Source organism: Kordia sp. E (assembly GCF_056033805.1).
This window is the reverse complement of record NZ_JBRASR010000003.1, coordinates 1,084,835-1,107,011: the sequence shown is the minus strand read 5'-3', so window position 1 is coordinate 1,107,011 and position 22,177 is coordinate 1,084,835. Positions and strand designations below refer to the sequence as shown.

13 protein-coding genes are annotated in these 22,177 nt (G+C 33.6%); 4 read left to right on the top strand and 9 right to left on the bottom strand.

Annotation, left to right across the window (positions count from 1 at the left end; translation table 11 throughout):
* Positions 1-95: 95 nt before the first annotated feature.
* On the top strand, positions 96-1,151 hold the full coding sequence (locus ACUUYC_RS17850) for a hypothetical protein (RefSeq protein WP_474268036.1): 1,056 nt from the start codon (positions 96-98) through the stop codon (positions 1,149-1,151).
* Positions 1,152-1,203: 52 nt separating this feature from the next.
* Here the strand turns inward: ACUUYC_RS17850 and ACUUYC_RS17845 are convergent, their stop codons facing one another.
* Positions 1,204-1,971 carry a DUF6261 family protein gene (locus ACUUYC_RS17845; RefSeq protein ID WP_474268035.1) on the bottom strand — a complete coding sequence of 256 codons (768 nt, stop codon included), beginning with the start codon at positions 1,969-1,971 and terminating at the stop codon, positions 1,204-1,206.
* A gap of 79 nt (positions 1,972-2,050) precedes the next feature.
* Between ACUUYC_RS17845 and ACUUYC_RS17840 the strand changes: the two genes are divergently transcribed.
* Positions 2,051-2,248 (top strand): hypothetical protein, encoded by a 198-nt coding sequence (locus ACUUYC_RS17840; RefSeq protein WP_474268034.1) that lies wholly within the window; start codon positions 2,051-2,053, stop codon positions 2,246-2,248.
* A gap of 393 nt (positions 2,249-2,641) precedes the next feature.
* Positions 2,642-2,860, top strand: coding sequence for a hypothetical protein (locus ACUUYC_RS17835; protein WP_474268033.1), 219 nt, complete (start codon positions 2,642-2,644; stop codon positions 2,858-2,860).
* Between the two features lie 249 nt (positions 2,861-3,109).
* On the opposite strand, the gene ACUUYC_RS17830 is transcribed toward ACUUYC_RS17835, so the two are convergent.
* From ACUUYC_RS17830 to ACUUYC_RS17810, 5 genes are all read right to left on the bottom strand, one after another.
* The gene (locus tag ACUUYC_RS17830) at positions 3,110-4,879 is read right to left on the bottom strand and encodes a tetratricopeptide repeat-containing sensor histidine kinase (protein ID WP_474268032.1); all 1,770 of its coding nucleotides are present in this window, start codon (positions 4,877-4,879) and stop codon (positions 3,110-3,112) included.
* Positions 4,880-4,970: 91 nt separating this feature from the next.
* On the bottom strand, positions 4,971-5,540 hold the full coding sequence (locus ACUUYC_RS17825; RefSeq protein ID WP_474268031.1) for a hypothetical protein: 570 nt from the start codon (positions 5,538-5,540) through the stop codon (positions 4,971-4,973).
* 252 nt (positions 5,541-5,792) lie between these two features.
* Positions 5,793-6,494: a Bax inhibitor-1/YccA family protein gene (locus ACUUYC_RS17820; protein ID WP_474268030.1), complete on the bottom strand. Its 702-nt coding sequence runs from the start codon at positions 6,492-6,494 to the stop codon at positions 5,793-5,795.
* A gap of 207 nt (positions 6,495-6,701) precedes the next feature.
* Positions 6,702-6,983 carry a hypothetical protein gene (locus tag ACUUYC_RS17815; RefSeq protein WP_474268029.1) on the bottom strand — a complete coding sequence of 94 codons (282 nt, stop codon included), beginning with the start codon at positions 6,981-6,983 and terminating at the stop codon, positions 6,702-6,704.
* Positions 6,984-7,078: 95 nt separating this feature from the next.
* A complete protein-coding gene (locus ACUUYC_RS17810) occupies positions 7,079-8,758 on the bottom strand; it encodes a helix-turn-helix domain-containing protein (RefSeq protein ID WP_474268028.1) in 1,680 nt (559 codons plus the stop codon).
* A gap of 282 nt (positions 8,759-9,040) precedes the next feature.
* On the opposite strand from ACUUYC_RS17810, the gene msrB reads away from it, so the two are divergent.
* Positions 9,041-9,484 carry a peptide-methionine (R)-S-oxide reductase MsrB gene (gene msrB, locus ACUUYC_RS17805; RefSeq protein ID WP_474268027.1) on the top strand — a complete coding sequence of 148 codons (444 nt, stop codon included), beginning with the start codon at positions 9,041-9,043 and terminating at the stop codon, positions 9,482-9,484.
* Between the two features lie 493 nt (positions 9,485-9,977).
* Here the strand turns inward: msrB and bshA are convergent, their stop codons facing one another.
* The 3 genes from bshA to ACUUYC_RS17790 all read right to left on the bottom strand — a co-directional run bounded on the left by bshA (position 9,978) and on the right by ACUUYC_RS17790 (position 22,151).
* Complete coding sequence (bshA, locus tag ACUUYC_RS17800; RefSeq protein WP_474268026.1) at positions 9,978-11,105, bottom strand: N-acetyl-alpha-D-glucosaminyl L-malate synthase BshA; 1,128 nt, start codon at positions 11,103-11,105, stop codon at positions 9,978-9,980.
* An 11-nt stretch (positions 11,106-11,116) separates the two neighbouring features.
* Entirely contained in the window at positions 11,117-14,035 is a 2,919-nt protein-coding gene (locus ACUUYC_RS17795; protein WP_474268025.1) for a glycoside hydrolase family 3 N-terminal domain-containing protein, read from the bottom strand.
* Positions 14,036-14,375: 340 nt separating this feature from the next.
* A complete protein-coding gene (locus ACUUYC_RS17790; protein WP_474268024.1) occupies positions 14,376-22,151 on the bottom strand; it encodes a hypothetical protein in 7,776 nt (2,591 codons plus the stop codon).
* Between the last annotated feature and the right edge of the window lie 26 nt (positions 22,152-22,177).

The following is a 22,177-nucleotide window of genomic DNA, read 5'->3' as shown; positions in this document are numbered from 1 at the left end:
GTAATCCGTAATGAAAATCGTTGAAAATGTAATTCATTTACACTTAAACCATTTAAGCCACTCATATACATTAAAATATACATTGCATTCTATTTATGAAAGAAATACTTATATCCCTTATAGAAGAACCCAGTAAACTTAAAAAGATTGTTTTCAATCTGCTTGAAATCATTTTGTTTTCTATCATTACTTCTGTTGCCTATACTAATTTTTTCGGTCCTTATGAATTGATACTTCCTACGGATGAAGATTTTTTAAGTAAAGTCTATGAGTTTATCATTAGTGGGCGTGTACTACTTGTGGTATTCTTTTATCTATTTAGTAAATACAGTACAATTATTATTTTAATAATTTTACCATTAGGTATATTAAAATATATATCTAAAAAATTTAAAAGAAAGTTGGGTAAGAATAGAGTAATATATATCACAGCTATTGTAAGTAGTGCCATGGAGATCACTTCTTTTAATGTAAAAACTGGAGAGATTCGTTTAGGATCAAAATTTAAGGAATACTACAAGCGACTCCAATCCTACTCTAAAAGTAAAATTGAAAAAGAATTAGCAGATTGGAAAGATTCGTTTATATCTGAAGTGTTTCTTTTATATTCTTTGTTTGTATACGTATACTTTTTTGTATTACAAATTGAAACACATTGGGCTCTAGATTTTACCATTGTTGTCGTATTACTTTTTATCATTAGCATATTTTACTTCGTACATATTTGTGTTTCCTTCGTAGGTATTCATAGAGAAGAAATCCTAGAGTTCTTTGCACTTATAAAACAGGTACATCATACAGAAGCTTTTATGATTGCTAATAAGGTTAAAATTATACATAAGAAGCAGCAAGTTTTTCAACAGAATATGAATATTGATATTAATACTAACAAGTATTATATCTATAATTTGAATGCATCACATCGAATAACTACATCTGTTCTTGAAAATATTGTAAAGGCGCATCAAGAAGGAAATATTATCATTATATCACCTCAAATAATATCTAAAGAAGTTGAAAAATTTATAGACAGTACTACACAAGTCTCATACATTTCTTTTATTACAAAAAAGAAACTATTCAAGAAATTAGATAAAGTATTTAGGAATACTATACAACGTATTGAAAATACACAAAAACCATCCAAATAGCTTTTATACTATTCAGATGGTTTTCATACTTGATACCTAAGTTACAATCAACCTACACTTGTGAAGCTTCGTCTCCAATCTCTACAACATCAGTATTTGGTATTGGTTCTTCTTCCGAAGACGAGCTCATACGCAAACTCACCGTTTGATTGTACTGCTTTGCCAATACGCCAAATTCATTAACCAATTCTTGGTGTGTAGCATTGCTCCCTAAAATAGCATGCGCTTCCGTATGCGCTGTAAGTTCGCGATAGCTACTGATAACAACATCACGTATTGCTGTAAAACTCGTGGCTGGGTTAGCTGCCGATTCAGAGATACGTGCCAAATACCGATCGTTAAAAACTTGATTGGCGATTTTTAGTTCGGCAATCCAATCACCCAAACTTAAGGTTGTAATAGCAGCAATAAGTACTGTCTCTGTTTCCCATTCGGACAACATGCTGTCAATCACGGCAGTTTCTGCTTGGTAATTCATTCTCGGAATATTAGTACCGTAGTTGTTCATGTTATATAACAAACTCGCCGCCGCATTTTTTATCGTTTCATCAAAATAATATTGATTTGCTTCCAAAGTAGCTTTAATTCCTATAAACGCTTTGTCACGTCTGTCGTCTAAATCAATTAGTTCTTGGGTAATACCACTACTTTGTTCCTGCTGAAACAAATCGTCCATTTGATTAGTGAGTGTCGCTAAGGCATCTCGTTGTGTTGTTAATTGTAATACGTCAACATCATTTGCGTTGACAAGTTCTAATACATCTTTCATGTATTGTAATAGTTCGCTATTTCTATAGCGAGAATAAACTGGTGTTTCCATAATTCATCGATTTTAAATAATTCATAATTTTTTGCTCACTTTTTGGTGTTTTATTGAATAATTCGCAATAAAATACCGTTTGAAACCTTCTCGCAGCAATGCAGGGAGCTTTCCGACGCGTTTGGAAGCGTCTCGCAGACCTGCAGGAAGCTTTCCGACGCGTTTGAAACGTTCTCGCAGACGTGCAGGAAGCTTTCCAACGCGTTGGAAATGTTCTCGCAGACATGCAACAAGCTTTCCGACGGATTTGAAAGCTTCTCGCAGCCGTGCAACATGAAAACTTTTAACTACATATGGCTGCTGCAAGCGTGTTTCATATGATGAATCTCAGTATTTTTTCAGAAACAATTTCTATGAATAGTGGTAAACCGTAGTAAATTCAGGCAAAACAACCGTGGATGGTTGTGGGTTTTCTTACGGGAGAGTTGGGTGTTGGGTGTTGGGTGTCGGGTAATTTGTTTTTCTACATTTTGTTTCAAAACATAAACTCTTAAACTTGTAAATACATAAGCTTCAAACTTGTTAATTTGACATTTTCAACTTTGTTATCGGCTATTCAATCTAAATCATTTATTTATCTACACCAAACTGCAATTAATCGAAAAGTAAGCGTCTCAGTTCTTATTTTCTGTACTTTTCAACTATTAAAAAATGCTAGTTCCCCTAGATTATGCGTTGGAAAGGAAATCAAAAATTTAAAGAAGTAATTACAGACGATGGCTATCGTTTGATTGCTCAGTATGTACAAGAATCAAAATATTGGTGGATTGTCTATAAAAACGGAGAGATTATCAATAGAGCTTTATCAGAATCTGACTATGCAAAAAGTATTCAGCTAGCACAAGGAAAAGCTAGACAACGAATGATAAAACATTTGATTAAGACCTAATGAGTCTATTTTGAAGATGCGTTAATTTGAAAGTGTAGCAATTACCTTTATACTAACAGCAAAGTGTTGGGTAATAGGTGTTGGGTGTTGGGTAATTAGTACTTTTAAATTTAAAATTCAACATTTAGTATTTAGTACCTTAAGGATAGGTTACCGTGTCATTCTAGCCCTTGTAATAACGTATGGTAAATATTCAAAAATCCAAGAACAGATCTATTGCGCCAAATCAAAGTGATTGATATTATCAATTTATGAGTTGTTTGGAATATTTAAAGTGATAGTTGTACCATGTGCAAAAGAACTGTCTATTTCCATCGTACCATTTTTACTTTCAATACGCTTTTCTATACTATACAAGCCCATTCCGTCCGTTTGATTGCTAGTTGTGGCATCAAACCCTTTCCCGTCATCTTGCACCATGATGTTTAAATAATCATCATGTTGGGTAAGCTGAATAAGTACTTCTGTTGCTTCTGCATGTTTAATGACGTTTGTAATAAGTTCTTTGACAATGCGAAAGATTTCTAATTCTAACTCACTGTCATAGTACGTATTCATACTAAATGCTGTGATTTCTACTTGTAATTGTTTAGAGTCCGATATTTTTTGTGCAAAAAGTTGAATTGCAGGTATAAGTCCTTTACTTCCTTGCACACCTGAGTTTCGTGTATGAGCCATACTGCGTACACGTTTGTATACATCATCAATGATAGTCAGCATTTTATCATGAGTTTCGATAACTTGTTCGTTTTTGGTACGTGCGTTTTCAGCGTAGAGTCGTAAGGTAGCCATGCTACTTCCCAAATCGTCATGCAGTTCGTTAGCGATGCGTTTGCGCTCTTTTTCTTGTCCTTCTACCATGGCATTGATTCCGACAAGTTCCTGCTCATTGAGTAGTTTTTCTAGCTTTTCTGCTTCTAGTTGTTTTTCGCGTTCCGTGAGGAGTTGTTTTCGTTTTAGGTTCCTGTAGACTAAGATTCCTATAATTAATACACCGCCAAGAATAATTGTAAGTAGTATTGCCATGTTTCCATTTTCGATGCGTTCACGATCGGCTATTAATGTTTTCTTTTGCTCTACAGCTACATCATATTTACGTTTGTATTCTTCTATGTTGGCTGCATAGGTTGCTTGCCCTAGTTCTCTACTAATGGTGTCTTTTTTTTGAGCATAGTAGTAAGCGCTATCTAAGTTGTTTAGTTTGTAATGTGTTTTGGCAAGCCAGTTAACGATGATGGAGTCATTTTTTAAGAACCTCTTGTTTGATCTAATTTCATAAGCTTTTTTAAATAATTCTTTAGCTTTCATATAGTTCTTTCGATCATAATAAATACAAGCTAAATTATTTAATGTATTTTTTCTTATTTGTTTGAAGTAATAGTAATCATCATCTTTTAATAATTCTAAAATTAGAGTATGATATGTAATAGCTTTTTCAGTATCATTTAAATAAAAATCATATATAATACCATACTGATTATAATAATCAATAATGCATAGTTTATTATTTGTATTGATCGCTTTATTGAGAAGTCTATTCAATGAATCTGTAGTAATTCTTTTTTCCATTGAATAATTATGACTCAAGTTATATAATGCTACATATCTTCCCTCAATTTCATTATAAGCGTACTTTTCATAGTCATGAATGTATCTATCTCGATCTTTTCTTAGTTTCCTGTTTTTATTTGTTATATACCATAGTTTCTTTAATATTTTGCATACCAGTATAGAATCGTTTTGTTTTTTAGAAAGGCTAAGTGCTCTCAGAAAGCTTGTGTATGCTACATCTTGTTTATTGTGAAATAAATGATAATTACCAAAATGGATTAATTTATATATAGTGTCCTTTTTATTAGCAACTGCTGTAGTTAGTATATTACTATGTAAAGAAGCGTCATTTTCTCCTTTTTCAAATAGATTTATTTCCCATAATATTGTATTATAAAATATGCTATTGCTATTAACATTTGTTATGAGTTGTTCAGTTTTTTGAACATCTCCTGAATGCAAAGACATTAATATGTTTTTATGTATTTCGTACTTGGTTACATTTTGAGCTTGAGAGTGGCAAAAAAAACAAATGAAAAATATTTTAAAGATGAGTTTTTTATTCATGTATACAATTTACATTACAAATTCGACCACCCACATCACTAAATTTTGAATCTATATATTCATCTAACAGATCAACCTTATTATCTCCACTACTTCCATTAATAATTTCTAATATTTTATCATCTGAGTAGATTATTTCTGTTGTAAATTTTGCTGGTTTTTCTGTATTTATATTAAAAGGTCTTTTAAAGTTTACTTCAATACTTTTACACCCTAGTGGTTTCATAATTATTCTTATAACACTATCATTTTTTTTATAAGATTTAACGAACCCATAATAATCAAAAAGTCCAGATAATCTAATTTGTGTTAACTCAATCTTTTCTATTTCTACAAGAGTATCAACCTTTTTACCCAATTTAAATTTTGCATTTATAAGTTTTGTAACACCAAAACGCTTGTCTGCATGTATACTCTGGTAATTTAAAGTATCATTTACATTTACCGAGAATCTAATATTAGAAGTAGAAATTTTAGGTACAGAAAAGTTCGCAAACAAAGAAACTATTAAAACTAATATACCTAGTATAGAACTTCCTTTAATAATGGTAGTTTTTCTCATGATATGATTATTTATTGATTATTATATAGCTAAAGTAACAAGCATCACACTCATATAACATACCTATATACAGGTATTTACAAGTTAGATTAAAAAATTAAAATACAAACAACTTTCTAACTATCGTTACGGAAAACCATATTATTAAAGAATTACTGACGTATCAAAATAACATTTCAATTCTGTTTAATGTAATAAAAAAACCGCTTTACAGTACTGCAAAGCGGTTTTTAGTATATAATTTGTATGTTTTTATTCTCTCATGAAAATGCTGATAATGTACCAGAATAGTAACATTAACGAAGCAAACAATCCTAAAGAAGCTACCACATACTGATCTTCTTCATATTTATGCACCATATTAGATGTTTGGTACAATATAGAACCCGCAGCCAATACAACCATTCCTACACAAAACCATAATCCTAAGTGTAGACCACCTATGTATGCAGCTAAAATTAACCCAATAGCAATAAAACCACCTATGGTAATGATCGATCTTAAAAAGGAAAAATCTTTTTTCGTTATCAACACTACAGCAGATAATCCTGTAAATAAGGCTAATGTCATCACGGCAGCTTGTGATAATATATCTTTCTCTAACGCTCCTGAATATTGAATAGCTAAGTATATTAGTGGTACAAATATTAAGGCTTCAAAAAACACATATACAAACAAAGCTAAGTAATGTGTGTTTTTATCTTTTGAACTAAATGCCATACGTTCAACATAGTTACTAGCAAGCATGAATCCTCCTAATACCAGCAACCACGCCCAACTTTGTATAAGTTGCACACCTAAATTAACGATAAAATCTACTTGAAGTAACAGGTATTCTACTACTACAAATAGTAATACAGCAAAGGCTAAATGTGTGTATGTTTTTTTATAAAAAGTAACTTTAGCATCTTGATCTAAAGCACTTACGGGCATTATTTGTTTAAATTCGTCCATTATATTTTCGGTTTTAATATGAATCAAATTTACTATTTAGTTTTTTATTTTACAATAGTGTTCTTTAAGAATGCTATATTTCTGTCATTGCTATAGCTAGATTCAGCACAAAACTAATTATATACTGACTTTACTAAATGTAAAAAGGTATTGACATTTTATAATGCACCAATACCTTTTTTATATGTTTACTGTCTATTATTTGTTTTAAAATCCTCCGATAACATCATTAGCAAAACAACCTTCGTGTTCTGTTGGTGGCGGTGCTTTTGTGGCACTACCGTTTGTAGCGCAGTCATCAAAATTTAAAGAAGCACAGTTTATAATATATGTTGGGCATTGAGGTTCTCCTGTAAAATTATTAGGGTTTCCATTTACATTCGTAACCGTAGCTGTGGTTTCTGTTCCTCCTGTTTTACCATGAAGCAATGCTAAATTAGAAATCTTATATGTATGCAACGTCAGGTTTTTTAGGTTCTTTTTTTTCATAATACTATTGTTTAAAATTGAATTGTGCATGAAACAACAAATTTAGATCGTAAAATAAAAATTAATGTATTGATGCTTTATGAATCATCAATATATTACGCTTCTTTTTTTAGATTTTTTACATATTGAGAAGGATAGATGCCTGTATAAAACTTAAAAGCTTTTGCAAAAGTTTCCTGCCTTTTAAACCCAAACTCCTCTGCTATAGCCTTAATTGTATATGATTGTATGAGTGTATCGTTTTTTATTTTAATTAAAGCTGCATTGATGCGCAACTCTGTAATGTAGGTTGTAAACGATTTTCCTCTGTATTTATTAATGGCTTTGGATAAGTAGGAAGTATTTGTTTCCAGTTTTTCTGCCATAAACCCTAAACTGCATTCTTGCAATAAGTAATATTCTTTGTCTTCAAAGTCACTTATTTTATCTAATAAAACCTTCATCTTATCATCTAAAATTGCTGCTTTTTTAGGAACCTCTTTCTTTACTTCATTATTTTCAAGTTCAGACACTTTCTTCATGAGTTCCTTAAACTTGGTACGCGTACGGTTTTCTCTTATTTTATAGTATATAATGCAACTGATAAGTAAAATAAGTAAACATATGGAGGTAATACTAAGCCATTTTTTGTTCTTTGTTTGCTTTGTAAGTGCTACGCCTAATTCGTCTATTTCTGTTTTTAGCGGAACAATATCAACCAATTGATGCGTTTCATTATTTATTTTTAAATCTTCTGCACTTTGCTCTTTCTCTAATGCTGCATATATCTCAAAATGAAAGAGTGATTTTTTAGAGTTGCCTATTTTATTATATCCTAATGCTAGAAATTCGTGCAATTCCTTTTCATTAATATCTACATTATCATTAACATTTATAATCTCAAGCGCTTGCTCTAAGTATTGTATTGATTTTTGATAGGTTTGTAACTTGTATGCACTTTTTCCAAGATAGAATATAGACGTTAAATACAAAGCTTCCTTTTCAGCTTTTAATGCATACGTGCTCACTTCTTTTGTAACTGATACACATTCACTATATTTTTCTTTTTGATACTGAATAATTGCCTTATTCATTAATATAGGATAGTATGCCCAAGGCATATCTGTAGCCGAACAGTTGTTTAATGCTAGCTCATTATACACTGCTGCTTCATCAGTGTTTTTTACCCACAGATATGAATCTGTAATATTTATAAGTGCTACAAGTCTATTAATTTTAGTATCCTGATCCTCTGGTAATCCTTCTAAACGCTTTAGTAGCTTTTTATACAAATCAATAGCTTCTTTAAAATCCTTATGTGATTTTTTTATATGTGCAATGTTGGAAAGAAGCGATATTTCATAGATAGGACTTTCTATCTCTTTTGCATATTCCATAGCTTTTAAATATGCGATAAGCGATTTGGAGTCATCACCCAATTCAGAATAAATAGTTCCTTTTAAGAAAAAGTATTTATATAAAAAAAGGATATCATTGAATGCTACACCTTTAGATATGGCTATTTCTACATTTATGAGTGCCTTCTTGTTTTCACCTAAGCGATTATAGCATTTAGCTATATAATAATGTACTTCTGATAATTGTTCTTCATTACGTTGAACAGCTACCAAATCTTTTGCTTGCAGCACATATGTTAATGCCTTAGATGCATCTTTATATATGAATTTAGAATAGGATTTGATTAATTCGTCAACCGATGCTTCATTCGAAACATTAGATTGTGCAGTAACAATGCTGAAAAAAATATAGATGAGGAGTAATACTAGTTTTTTCATGAACAAACTCTTTGTAATTTTTTATGATGGATAAATATACGGGTTTTGGGGTTTGCATTTCGACTACGCTCAATGTGACAGGTTTTGGGTTAAGTTGTTTACAAACCTTTTAAATTCAAACAAGAAACTAGTAAACTTCTAACTTATTCCCTAATCCCTAATCCCTAATCAAATTAAAACTTCTACATTTAGTATTTAGTAAAGCAATCAAATACACCATCAACACAATCATTACATTAATGACATTCTCCGTATCTTTACAGGAAGAAAAAAGAAGAAAACATGCTTACTTGGAAAGATATTATACATTATGCAACCAAAGGAAATAAAAAACCTGACACACGTGTTGAGAAAACAGAAACAGAATGGATTGCACAGTTAACACCTGAACAATATCGCATTACACGCCTGAAAGGAACCGAACGTGCATTTTCTGGAGAACATTGCAGTCGCTATGATCCAGGAGTGTATGAATGTGTGTGTTGTAATACGCCTTTGTTTGATTCAAACTTGAAGTTTAATTCTAGTAGTGGTTGGCCAAGTTTTACCGAACCAATAAAAGAGAATGTTATTGATTATATTAAAGATACTACACATGGCATGGTGCGCGTAGAAGTGACTTGTAGTACCTGCGACGCACACTTAGGACATGTATTCCCAGACGGACCAGAACCAAGTGGTTTGCGTTTTTGTATTAATTCGGAATCGTTGGTGTTGGGAGAATAGTATTGAGTATTGAGTATTGAGTATTGAGTATTGAGTATTGAGTATTGAGTATTGAGTATTGAGTATTGAGTAAAATAACTTTTAAGTTAAGTAACGAAACTACTAAACTTATAACTTGCTCTTTGTTATTCATTATTCCAAAATACTTCTTTATTTAAAATTTTTTATTTATAATTTCATAGTACTTCATATAAATATCTGTCATTCCGCACTTGATGCGGAATCCATTCATAACTAACTGTGGATTCCTGCCTTCGCAGGAATGACATTGCAACTTCAAAGTACTTCTCGATACAAATTTGCAAAAGCAAATTAACTCGAAGTGACGACTTTAGATTTTTAAGAACCTAAGCGAAGCGACCCAAAAGCGAAGCGACCCAAAAGCGAAGCGACCCAAAAGCGAAGCGACCCAAAAGCGAAGCGACCCAAAAGCGAAGCGACCCAAAAGCGAAGCGACCCAAAAGCGAAGCGACCCAAAAGCGAAGCGACCTACCTACGCCATTTCAAATGCCTTTTGATAGATAAATTCATATACAGGTACAATTTTGTTGATATCAAACTCCAACGCTTGTTCCTTTGCTCCTATTTTGAATTTTTCTAACTCCGCATCGTCTTTTAAGATTTTTAAAGCGTTTTGCGACATATCATGAATATCACCCACATTGCTCAAATATCCTGAAACTCCATGAACATTTACTTCTGGAATTCCTCCTGTATTACTTGAAATTACTGGAACAGAAGATATCATGGCTTCCAATGCTGCCAATCCAAAACTTTCCGTTTCTGATGGTAATAAGAATAAATCAGAGAAGCACAATATTTTATCAACTTCATTACTATTTCCTAAGAATATAACTTTATCCGAAATACCTAGTTCTTCACATAGTTGTTCTGCAGGTTCTTTTTCTGGTCCTTCACCAACCATCATTAATTTGGCTGGGATTTCTTTTTGTATTTCATTAAAGATTCGAACGACATCATCTATACGTTTCACAGCTCTGAAGTTACTAACGTGTGTAACAATTTTTTCACCTTCAGTTGCCATCAAACTACGCTGACAATCTGTAAACCCATGATCATATTTTGAGACATCAATAAAGTTAGGTACAACGTCTATTTCACGTTTAATATCAAATAAACGCAACGTATCTTGCTTTAAGCTTTCAGAAACCGACGTTACTACATCAGATTGGTTAATGCTAAACGTTACTGCTGATTTGTAAAATGGATGACTTCCAACCAACGTAATATCTGTTCCGTGTAATGTTGTTACCATCGGAACCGTAATTCCTTCTTCTGCCAACATCTGTTTTGCCATATAGCCTGCATATGCATGCGGAATAGCATAGTGTACATGTAACAAATCAATTTGATGCAGTTTTACCATATCTACCAATTTACTCGATAAAGCAAGCTCATACGGCTGGTAATGAAATAATGGATATTCTGGTACATTTACTTCATGAAAGTGAATGTTTTCGCCTAATAAAGCCAAACGAACAGGCTGCTTGTAGGTTATAAAATGTATCTCGTGTCCTCTATTGGCTAGGGCAATTCCTAGTTCGGTAGCAACTACACCACTACCGCCAAATGTTGGATAACATACTATTGCTATTTTCAAATCAGTTTAATTTAGTCTTCAATGGCTTCGTAAATAAGCTTTTGAATCTTGGTTCGTATATCAGTTTTAATTAATTTTCTATTCGACATAGTCGGATAGGTTCGGTTGGATAGGAATACATATACAATTTCTTCATCCGGGTCAGCCCACGTGTACGTTCCTGTAAATCCTGAATGTCCAAAACTTGTCATGGATACACATCCACAGGTTGGTCCTGCATCGCCTAGTTGCGGTTTGTCAAAACCAACTCCACGCCTATTGTCTTGTGCACAATAGTAACAGGTATTGAACTTTGCAATGGTTTTGGCTTCAAAATATTTTTTGCCGCCATAGCTTCCTCCTTGTAAATACATTTGCATTATTTTGGCAACATCATTGGCATTGCTAAACAATCCTGCATGTCCTCCTATTCCACCTTGCATGGCTGCGCCCATATCATGAACATAGCCTTGCAATTTTTGATTTCTGTAATAGTCGTCTTCTTCCGACGGAACTATCATAGATTTTCTAAATTTTTCTAACGGATTGTATGTTGTATAATGTGCTCCTAAAGATTTGTAAAAGTAATGCTGTGTTAATTTGTTTAAATTCGATTTGTATTCACCTTCTACATAGTCTTTTAAGATGTAATATGGTAAGTCGCTATATTTGTAACGAAGCCTTTTTAATAAGTCACTATCAATGATACGTTGCATGATAGAATCTTTGTATTCTTCTTTCATGTACATTTTATGCGCCACTTTTATAGAATATTCTTTTGTTAGTGAATCACTGTACCATTTTGGAGATGGTTTTTTGGTAACACTATCTAATGTATTGATATAAAAAGGAATCCAAGGTTTTAAACGTGCATAGTGTGATAATACTTCTATGACTTTCAACTTATCTTTGTTGGTTCCTTTGAATTTTGGCATCAATTCTCCCAATTTCGATTGCAAGGTGATTTTTTTACTTTCTTCTAATTGCATTACTAATGGTAAGGTTGCCAGAATCTTCGTCATGGAAGCAACATCATAAATATCTTGATCTTTTACTTTTCGTTTTCTATCATACGTATGATATCCAAAGTTTTTATTGTAAATGACTTTTCCTTTACGTGCTATTAGTAATTGTACACCTGGCGCCATTCGTTGTGAAACTACTAATTTTGCCAACGAATCAATTCGTGCTAATTTTTGCGAATTAATACCAACTGTTTCGGGCAAACCATACATCAAACGTGGTAAAGTAGTTGTTTCTACACCAGTATGAATAGGAAATTCTTCTTTGATAGATACGGGTAGCTTTCCTTGTGCTTTTAATGCTCCAAAAATGATTTGTGCAGAGATTTCTTGTGCTTCATCACTATTTTGATATGATACAAGAATGTTATCAATATTTGTAAAGCTTTTTACTTGTAATAAACTGTACGGACTTGCAAATACATCTAGAACTACCGTATTGGTTCGAGCAATTTCCTGCAGCCAAACAACTTCCTTTTCCGTGAATTTATAGCTTTTCAAAGGATTTGCATTCGATTTATGAAAACCTACAATTACTGTTGTATATGGTTTTAATTTTTGAATTAAGTCAGCCAAATTCTTTCCTTTTACCACACGTATAGCAGCATATTTACGCAACGTATTCACAAAGGTTTTTCCATTGTCATCACCCATTGCTACATATGCAATTTTTTCTTTCGCTAAGTTTTTGAATGGTAATATGCTATCCGTTACTTTTACCGCCGTGATTGCTTGCTTTATAGCTTTTCGGTGTAATATATCATCTTCTATAGTGTGTAAATCTTCAACCAAAGAATCTATTTTGATTGGCTCAAATGTTTTTAGATTATGCTTGTATTTTGCTCTTAGAATGCTTTTTACAGAATATGCCAAGCGCTCTTCCGTAATTGTTCCGAGTAATATTGCTTCTTCAAACGAAGCAACTGTATTTGGCACATCTTTAGACATCAATAATATATCATTTCCAGCTAAAAATGCAGAAAGTTCTACGCTTCCGGGGATGGTATCTTTGGCAACACCAGCCATGTTTAATGCATCTGTAATTATTAGACCATTATACCCCATTTCTTCTCTGAGTTTTTTGGTGACTATATTGTATGATAATGAAGCAGGCAATCCATCCATAGGTTCCATACTAGGCACATTGAGATGCGCCACCATAATACTTCCGATGTTTTCTGAGATTAATTGTTTGTACGGAGCAATTTCAATACTATCTAAACGCCCTGAAGAAAATTCTAACGTTGGCAATGTTGTGTGCGAGTCTGAAGCTGTATCTCCATGTCCTGGAAAATGTTTTGCACAAGAAATAATACCTTTACTTTGCATGCCACGCATAAATGCGGTTGCTTTGTTTGATACGTTTTCTAAGCTTTCACCATACGAGCGATTTCCTATAGCTGGATTGTTCGGATTTGTGTTTATATCTACTACAGGTCCAAAATTAAGATGCACGCCCAAGCGTTTGCAATGTGTTCCTATACGCGTGCCTATTTGTTCTAAGATGGAATCGTTTTGTATCGCGCCAAGCGTCATATTCCAAGGATAACTATAGGTAGAATCGAGTCGCATGCCTAAACCCCATTCCGCATCCATTGCGATAAGCAACGGAACTTTGGAGAGTTTTTGATATTCGTTTGTCAATTTCGCCTGACGTACTGGACCGCCTTGAAAAAACGTTAAACTACCAATATGATACTCCTTAATCAATCGTTTTATTTCATTGACATGCGCAGCATTTTTGTTGGAATACGCAGCTACATTGAATAACTGACCTATTCGTTCTTTTTGCGTCATGTTTGTATATACACTATCAATCCATTGATCTTGCGTTGTATAATCTTGAATGTAAAATGGATGTCGCTGTTGCGCACTTATTATAAATAGAGAAACGATCAGAATAATCGCTATCGTATAGTATTTCTTCATAGGGTAAAATCACGTTCATTATATAGAGTTTCCAAATAACACATTACTTAGCCTGTGTGGTTTAGCCTAGCTATGCACTGTATTTTTTATTTTTTCTCGATATAAATTTGTTTCACAAATTCAATCAAACTAAAACAAAAAGGATGCCATTTTCAATTGCCTAGCACTCACGATTTCTTAATTAATAAGTATATATGAGTATCCGTAACTCGAATATATATTAAATGTACAGACTTTCTAGCACACAAAAAAGTCTTGTTAGAATTTAACAAGACTTTTTGTTTTTTAAGGCGTTAAATGCCTATTGCTGTTATACCTTTTTATTATAAGTTTACTTTAATTATTCTAAGTTTTCAGGTAGTTGTTCCTTAATTTGATAGGTACTAAAGTTTAAAAAGTTTCCAGGATGCGCTAATACATTTTGTAAAATAATTGGCGTATCAGGATTGGTTCCTGAATATTGTGTGTTTCCGTCCATATTTACATCATCACTAGCATAACCACTTACAACGTAGGTTGGGAAGTTTAGGAAGTTTCCTGGAGCATTAAGTACTTTAGAGAGAATACTTGGCACATCAGGATTGGTTCCAGAATACTGCACTCCTGTATCTCCATCTACATTTCCTGCCCACATTCCTACTTTACTGTTTAGCATTCCGAAGGTAGCCTGAGCATTGCTACCATACGTAATCTGTGCACTACTACTTGTAAAGTCAATATTATTAATACCAGAAGTATAGGTATATGCTACACTACTCATAATACTTAAATGATTACGGTGTTTTATAGCGATGTAATAGGTGTTTTCTTCTGTTGAAAAGATTAATGCTGAAGTACCATCTATATCCACAATGTCACCATCACGTTGTAATAATGCTGAGCGCGAGTATTTAACAGAATTGTTATTAGGATCACGAAGTTCTACCCAAATCCAATCAACAATAGCATTTTCTCCTACGATATTAAACACCGTTGGATTACACGAAATCATATCTGTATACGGGCTTCTTGCTGGAATGAATCCTGCTATACGCAAATCATCACGCATCAAGCTTTCTTCTCCAATATTTGGATTGAGCGCAGCACCTTGTAAAAATACTTTTAATTCCAATGAAAATTCTGTTGTTGGAGAAATGGTAATGTATAATGTTTTTTCAATACTGCTACCACAATCGTTTACAGCAGAAACATATAAAGTTCCAGATTCCATAATATTAGGGATCGTAACTTCATTTGTTAGCGTACTGTTAGTCCATCCATTATTTGCTAACCTCCATTCATAAGAAGTGGCTCCAGCCACAGGATCAATAGTATATATTTCTGATGCTCCTTGAGAAACAAGAACAGCTCCTGAAAGGTTTTGAGGAATACTTGGAGCTCCTGGAGAAACCGTTGCTATTGTTATTTCATTAGAAGTAACTGTTTGTACAGATACACATTCCAAGTCTGAAGTAACTTCACAACTAATAATATCTCCTTCTTCTAAATTAGTAGTTGAAAATTGTGGATTATCAGATCCTACATTTGTATTATTTATTTTCCATTGATAGCTAGGATTTGTTCCTCCATTGGTAACATTTGCCGTTAAAGTAGTTGTTGTAAAATTACAAATGACACCTTGATCAATACCACTTATTGTCACTGCTGGAGTTACGAGTGGAGTGACAGAGTTTATAGTTATTGTATTAGATGTTATATTGGTTACTGGAAAACAACTGTAAGATGTTGTTATTTCACAAGAAATAACATCTCCAGAAACTAATATACTACTGGAAAAAGTATCACTATCTACCCCTGTATTTACGCCATTTATTTTCCATTGATATTGTAATATATCATCCGAATTTTTAGTGATTGCTGTAAATAATACATCTTCTCCTGAGCAAATATCTGTTTGTGAAGAGCTTTCAATTGTTATTGTATTCAAAATTTCTTCTTGTATTGTAAAAGAAGCATCTGTAACATCAAAATTACTTGGGTTTGTAAATGAAGTTACTCTAAGTATAACATTTTCACTTGATATGTTTGGAATTGTCCAATCATACTCGCCTAAAGTAGTTTCATAATTTGTCGCAATAGGTATCCAAGTATTTCCATTATTGACAGAATAATCAATATCGTAAAACTGAATTGCTGCTGTTTCATTCCATTTAATAGTGTGTGTTTCACAAGCATTTAAAGTTGTGCCAGCAGCATTTGGATCCGTAATTGTTATTACCGCAGGATCGTTCTGAATGCTAAAAGGAATTTCGCTCGTATTACTTTTACAAGAATTTAAATGATCTTCTATTTTGAAAATACAGTCTGAGGAAATAGTATTAGGAACAGTCCACGTATACACATTACTCGAAGTTTGATAGTTCGTTGCAATTGCTGTATAGGTAGCTCCATTATTCGTAGAATAGAAAATATCATAAAAGTTTGAGATTCCATCAGATTCCCAAAGAATATCATACGAAGATCCGGCAGTTAAAATACCGCCATAATTTCCACTGATAATTTTTATAGGTTCTTCAATAATGAATGGAGCATCAGAAACATCACTGTAAACACCTGTAGACGCTGTACCTCTTGGATACACTCTTACAAGTGCATTATCTGTTGCAATATTACTCATATCCCATTGATAAGTAGCTGGATTTGTAGTAGCTCTCCAATTGGAATTTATAGTAACCCAAGTTGATCCGTTATTTATACTATATTGAATTCCATAATCATTCCATCTAGAACCATGATCAAAAGTTATAGATGTAACGGTACATCCTCTCCAATCAGTAGCAGTAATACCTCCTTGCGGCGTTAGAATTGTAACCGCAGGTTTGATGGTGAAAGTAGTGTCGCTAATATCGTAGAACTCTGGAAAGTTATAATTACTTACTCTAATTAAACAATCAGAACTATTTTGTGCAGGAACACCCCAACTATGGCTTCCGTCATTAGATGTAGAGGTAATTATATTTATCCAACTGTTTCCATTGTCTGTAGAATAGTCTAAACGAACAGTTGAAGTAAACATATTCGATGATAGCCAAGTTATGGTTCTATTTTCTCCTGCATAATATGTAACATTCGTATTTGGAGAAGTTAACACAGGATTTAAAGGAAGAATTGTAAAATGAGCACTGCTGGTCGAAATACAAGTATTATTAGCATCTAATATTCTAAGCGTAACTTCTTCTGAGTATATATTTGGAATTGTCCAATTATAATTAGTTCCAAATACATTTGTAGCAATAGTGCTCCAAGATGAAGTATTATTTCTTTTATATTGAATTGTATACGTTCCTGATGTTTCTGGAGAACCCATCCAACTGATTAATTGTGAAACACCTGCTGTATATATTTCTCCTCCATTTAAAGAGGTGATTGCAATATGGTTACTAGGAACAATAGCGATAGCATTGTCGCTGATATCTTCATTTTCTGGGTGGAATCTTGCTCTCACTCTTACTTTTATAGTATTACTATCAATGGTATTTGGAAGATTCCAATCATAGGTTCTTATCGATGTAGAAGTACCAGATTTGGATACATTTGTAGCAATGGTATTCCAAGTAGTTCCATCATTTTCACTATAATGGAAATCGAAACGACTTTCACAAGAAGAAGCTCTAAAATTTATAGGTAAGGATTCACAACCATTTATAGAAATATTTGAAAAATCATCAGTTAATTCTACCATAGGTCTTATACCAAAAGTACTATCACTAGTATCTAATAAAGAGGTGTCGCCTACATTACTTATTCTAATTAGATAGGTGCTTAACGGCAGACTATTAGGAGTAGTCCATCCATAATTTCCATCATTAGAAGTTCCGTTTACTATGGTGTTCCAAGTAACTCCATTATCTGAGGAATAGTCTAGTCTTACCGAAGTGTACAAGGTATTAAAGTCCCATTGAATATTATAGGCGCATCCAGCGTCTAACGTTTCTCCTCCATTAGGATAGGTTAATACTGGTGAAGTGGGTGTAATTGTAAACACATTATCACTAATATCTTGTTTACAAAATTCTTGAGAGTCATAGACACGTATTCTACAATCTTCTCTTGGAGATAATCGAGGTACGTTCCAGATATAAGTGCCCGCAGTAGTTGTATAATTAGTAACAATGTTACTCCAAGAACCTGATTCTGATGTACGGTATTGAATTGTATAGGTGTTTGAAGTATTACCAGATGAACTCCAAGTAATATTATAAGATGTATTCCCCGTTAGTATTTCTCCTCCATTAGGAGAAGTAACTGTAACATGGTTACTAGGAGAGATTGTAAATGAATTGTCGCTGATAGACTCGTTTTCTGTATGGAATCTTGCCACTACTTTTACTCTTACGATACTACTATCAATAGTATTTGGGATATTCCAATCATAGGTTCTTACTGATGTAGAAGTTCCAGATTTGGATACATTTGTAGCAATGGTATTCCATGTAGCGCCATCATCTTCACTATAATAAAAATCGAAACGACTTTCACAAGAAGAAGCCCTGAAATTTATAGGCAGGGTTTCACAACCGTTTGCTGAAATATTTAAAAAATCATCCGTTAACTCAATCATAGGTCTTATGCTAAAAGTACTATCACTACTATCTAACAATAAAGTATTACCTACATTACTTATCCTGATTATATAAGTGCTTAATGGCAGACTATTAGGGGTTGTCCATCCATAATTTCCATCATTAGAAGTTCCGTTTACTATAGTATTCCATGTAATTCCGTTATCTGGAGAATAGTCAAGTCTGACTGTAGTGTACAAGGTACTAGTATCCCATTGGATGTTATAGGCACATCCTGAGTCCAACGTCTCTCCTCCATTAGGATACGTTAACACTGGCGGAGCAGGTGTGATAGTAAATACATTATCACTTATATCTTGTTTACAAAACTCTTGAGCGTCATAGATACGAATGCTACAATTTTCTCTTAAAGATAGTTGAGGTACGTTCCAGATGTAAGCGCCTGCAGTAGTTGTATAATTAGTAACAATGTTGCTCCAAGAACCTGATGCTGATGTACGATATTGAATGGTGTAGGTATTTGAAGTACTACCAGGTGTACTCCACGTAATAGTATGACTTGTATTCCCTACAAGTATTTCGCCACCATTAGGCGAAGTAACTGTAATATGATTACTTGGAGAGATGGTAAATGCATTTTCGCTAACAGATTCGTTTTCAACATGAAATCTTGCAACTACCTTTACCCTTACAGTATTACTGTCTATAGTATTTGGTATATTCCAGTCATAGGTTCTTACCGATGTAGAAGTACCAGATTTAGATACATTAGTAGCAATGGTATTCCATGTAGTTCCATCATTTTCACTATAATAAAAATCGAAACGACTTTCACAAGAAGAAGCTCTAAAGTTTATAGGCAAGATTTCACAACCATTTGTTGAAATATTTAGAAAGTCATCCGTTAGCTCTACCATAGGCCTTATATTAAAAGTACTATCGCTGGTATCTAATAAAGAGGTATTACCTACATTACTTATCCTAACTATATAGGTGTTTGTAGGCAAACTATTAGGAGTAGTCCATCCGTAAACGCCATCGTTAGAAGTTCCGTTTACTATAGTATTCCATGTAATCCCATTATCTGGAGAATAGTCAAGTCTGACTGTAGTGTACAGAGTACTAGAATCCCATTGAATATTATAAGCACATCCAGAGTCCAACGTTTCTCCTCCATTAGGATACGTTAACACAGGTGGAGCAGGTGTAATTGTAAATACATTATCGCTAATATCCTGTTTACAAAATTCTTGAGCGTCATAGATACGTATGCTGCAATTTTCTCTAAGAGATAGTTGAGGTACGTCCCATATATAAGTTCCAGCAGTCGTTGTATAATTAGTAACGATGTTATTCCAGGAGCCTGATTCTGATGTACGGTATTGAATGACATAGGTATTTGAAGTATTACCAGATGTGCTCCAAGTAATAGTATGACTTGTATTCCCTACTAGTGTTTCTCCTCCATTAGGTGAAGTGATCGTAATATGGTTACTCGGAGAGATGGTAAATGTATTTTCGCTGATAGACTCGTTTTCTGTATGGAATCTTGCGACTACTTTTACCCTTACAATATTACTATCAATAGTATTTGGTATATTCCAGTCATAGGTTCTTACCGATGTAGAAGTACCGGATTTAGATACATTGGTAGCAATGGTACTCCATGTAGTGCCATTATCTTCACTGTAATAAAAATCGAAACGACTTTCACAAGAAGAAGCTCTAAAATTTATAGGCAAGATTTCACAACCATTTGTTGAAACATTTAGAAAGTCGTCCGTTAGCTCAACCATAGGTCTTATACTAAAAGTACTATCGCTGGTATCTAACAAAGAGGTATTGCCTACATTACTTATCCTAACTATGTAAGTATTTAACGGCAGGTTATTTGGGGTAGTCCACCCATAACTTCCATCATTAGAAGTTCCGTTTACAATAGTATTCCACGTAACTCCATTATCTGAGGAATAGTCAAGTCTGACTGAAGTATATAAAGTACTAGGATTCCATTGAATATTATAACCACATCCTGAATCTAGCGTTTCTCCTCCATTAGGAGCGGTTAACACTGGCGGAGCAGGCGTGATTGTAAATACGTTATCACTAATATCTTGTTTACAAAACTCTTGAGCGTCATAGATACGTATACTACAGTCTTCTCTTAGAGATAATTGAGGTACGTTCCAATTATAAGTTCCTGCAGTAGTTGTATAATTAGTAACAATGTTGCTCCAAGAACCTGATGCTGATGTGCGGTATTGAATGGTATAACTGTTTGAAGTATTACCAGATGTACTCCAAGTAATAGTATGGCTTGTATTCCCTACAAGTATTTCGCCACCATTGGGTGAAGTAACAGTAATATGGTTACTGGGAGTAATAGTAAATGAATTTTCGCTAATAGCTTCATTTTCTGTATGGAATCTTGGAACAACTCTTACTCGTACAGTATTACTATCAATGGTATTCGGGATATTCCAGTCATAAGTTCTTACTGATGTAGAAGTACCTGATTTGGATACATTGGTAGCAATGGTATTCCATGTAGTGCCATTATCCTCACTGTAATAAAAATCGAAACGACTTTCACAAGAAGAAGCTCTAAAGTTTATTGGCAAGATTTCACAGCCACTTGTTACGATATTTAAAAAATCATCCGTTAACTCCACCATAGGTTGTACAGTAAAGCTACCATCACTAGTATCTAATAAAGAGGTATCTCCTATATTACTTATTCTAATTAGATAGGTGCTTGTTGGTAAGCTATTAGGAGCTGTCCACCCATAATTTCCATCATTAGAAGTTCCGTTTACAATAGTATTCCATGTAATTCCATTATCTGAGGAATAGTCAAGTCTGACTGAAGTATATAAAGTGCTAGGATTCCATTGAATATTATAGGCACATCCTGAATCTAGCGTTTCTCCTCCATTAGGATAGGTTAATATTGGTGGCGTAGGCGTTATTGTAAATACACTATCACTAATGTCTTGTTTACAAAACTCTTGAGAGTCATAGATGCGTATTCTACAATTCTCTCTTAGCGATAGTTGAGGTACATTCCAGTCGTAAGATCCTGAAGCAGTTGAATAATTGTTAACTATAGTAATCCAAGAGCCTGATTCTGCAACACGGTATTGAATCGTATAGTTGTTTGAAGTACCAACAGCATTCCAGGTAATAGTATGCATTGTATTTCCCACCAGCGTCTCACCTCCATTAGCCGAAATGATTTCAACAGGTATTCGTATACTAAAAAAAGCGTCACTTGTGTCTGATGCATTCGTATCAACAGCATTGATAACCCTTACTAATACAGTTTCTGATTCTATAAAAGGAATTGTCCATAAAAACGTATCGTTAGCAGACAAGTAATTACTTGCAATAGAAGTCCATATAATTCCTCCATCTAATGAGTAATCTAAATTCCAAAGATCTGAACTTACACCAGAGGAATTCCAACTAATTAAGTGCTCTTCACAACTATAAAAAATTTCTCCGCCATTTGGGTTAGTTATAGTAACATTTTGAGCGTTTACATAATTAAATAACGAAATGGTAAATGCAATTAAGAGTAGTGTTTTTTTCATTGATGTGTAATTAAAACATGTCTGCA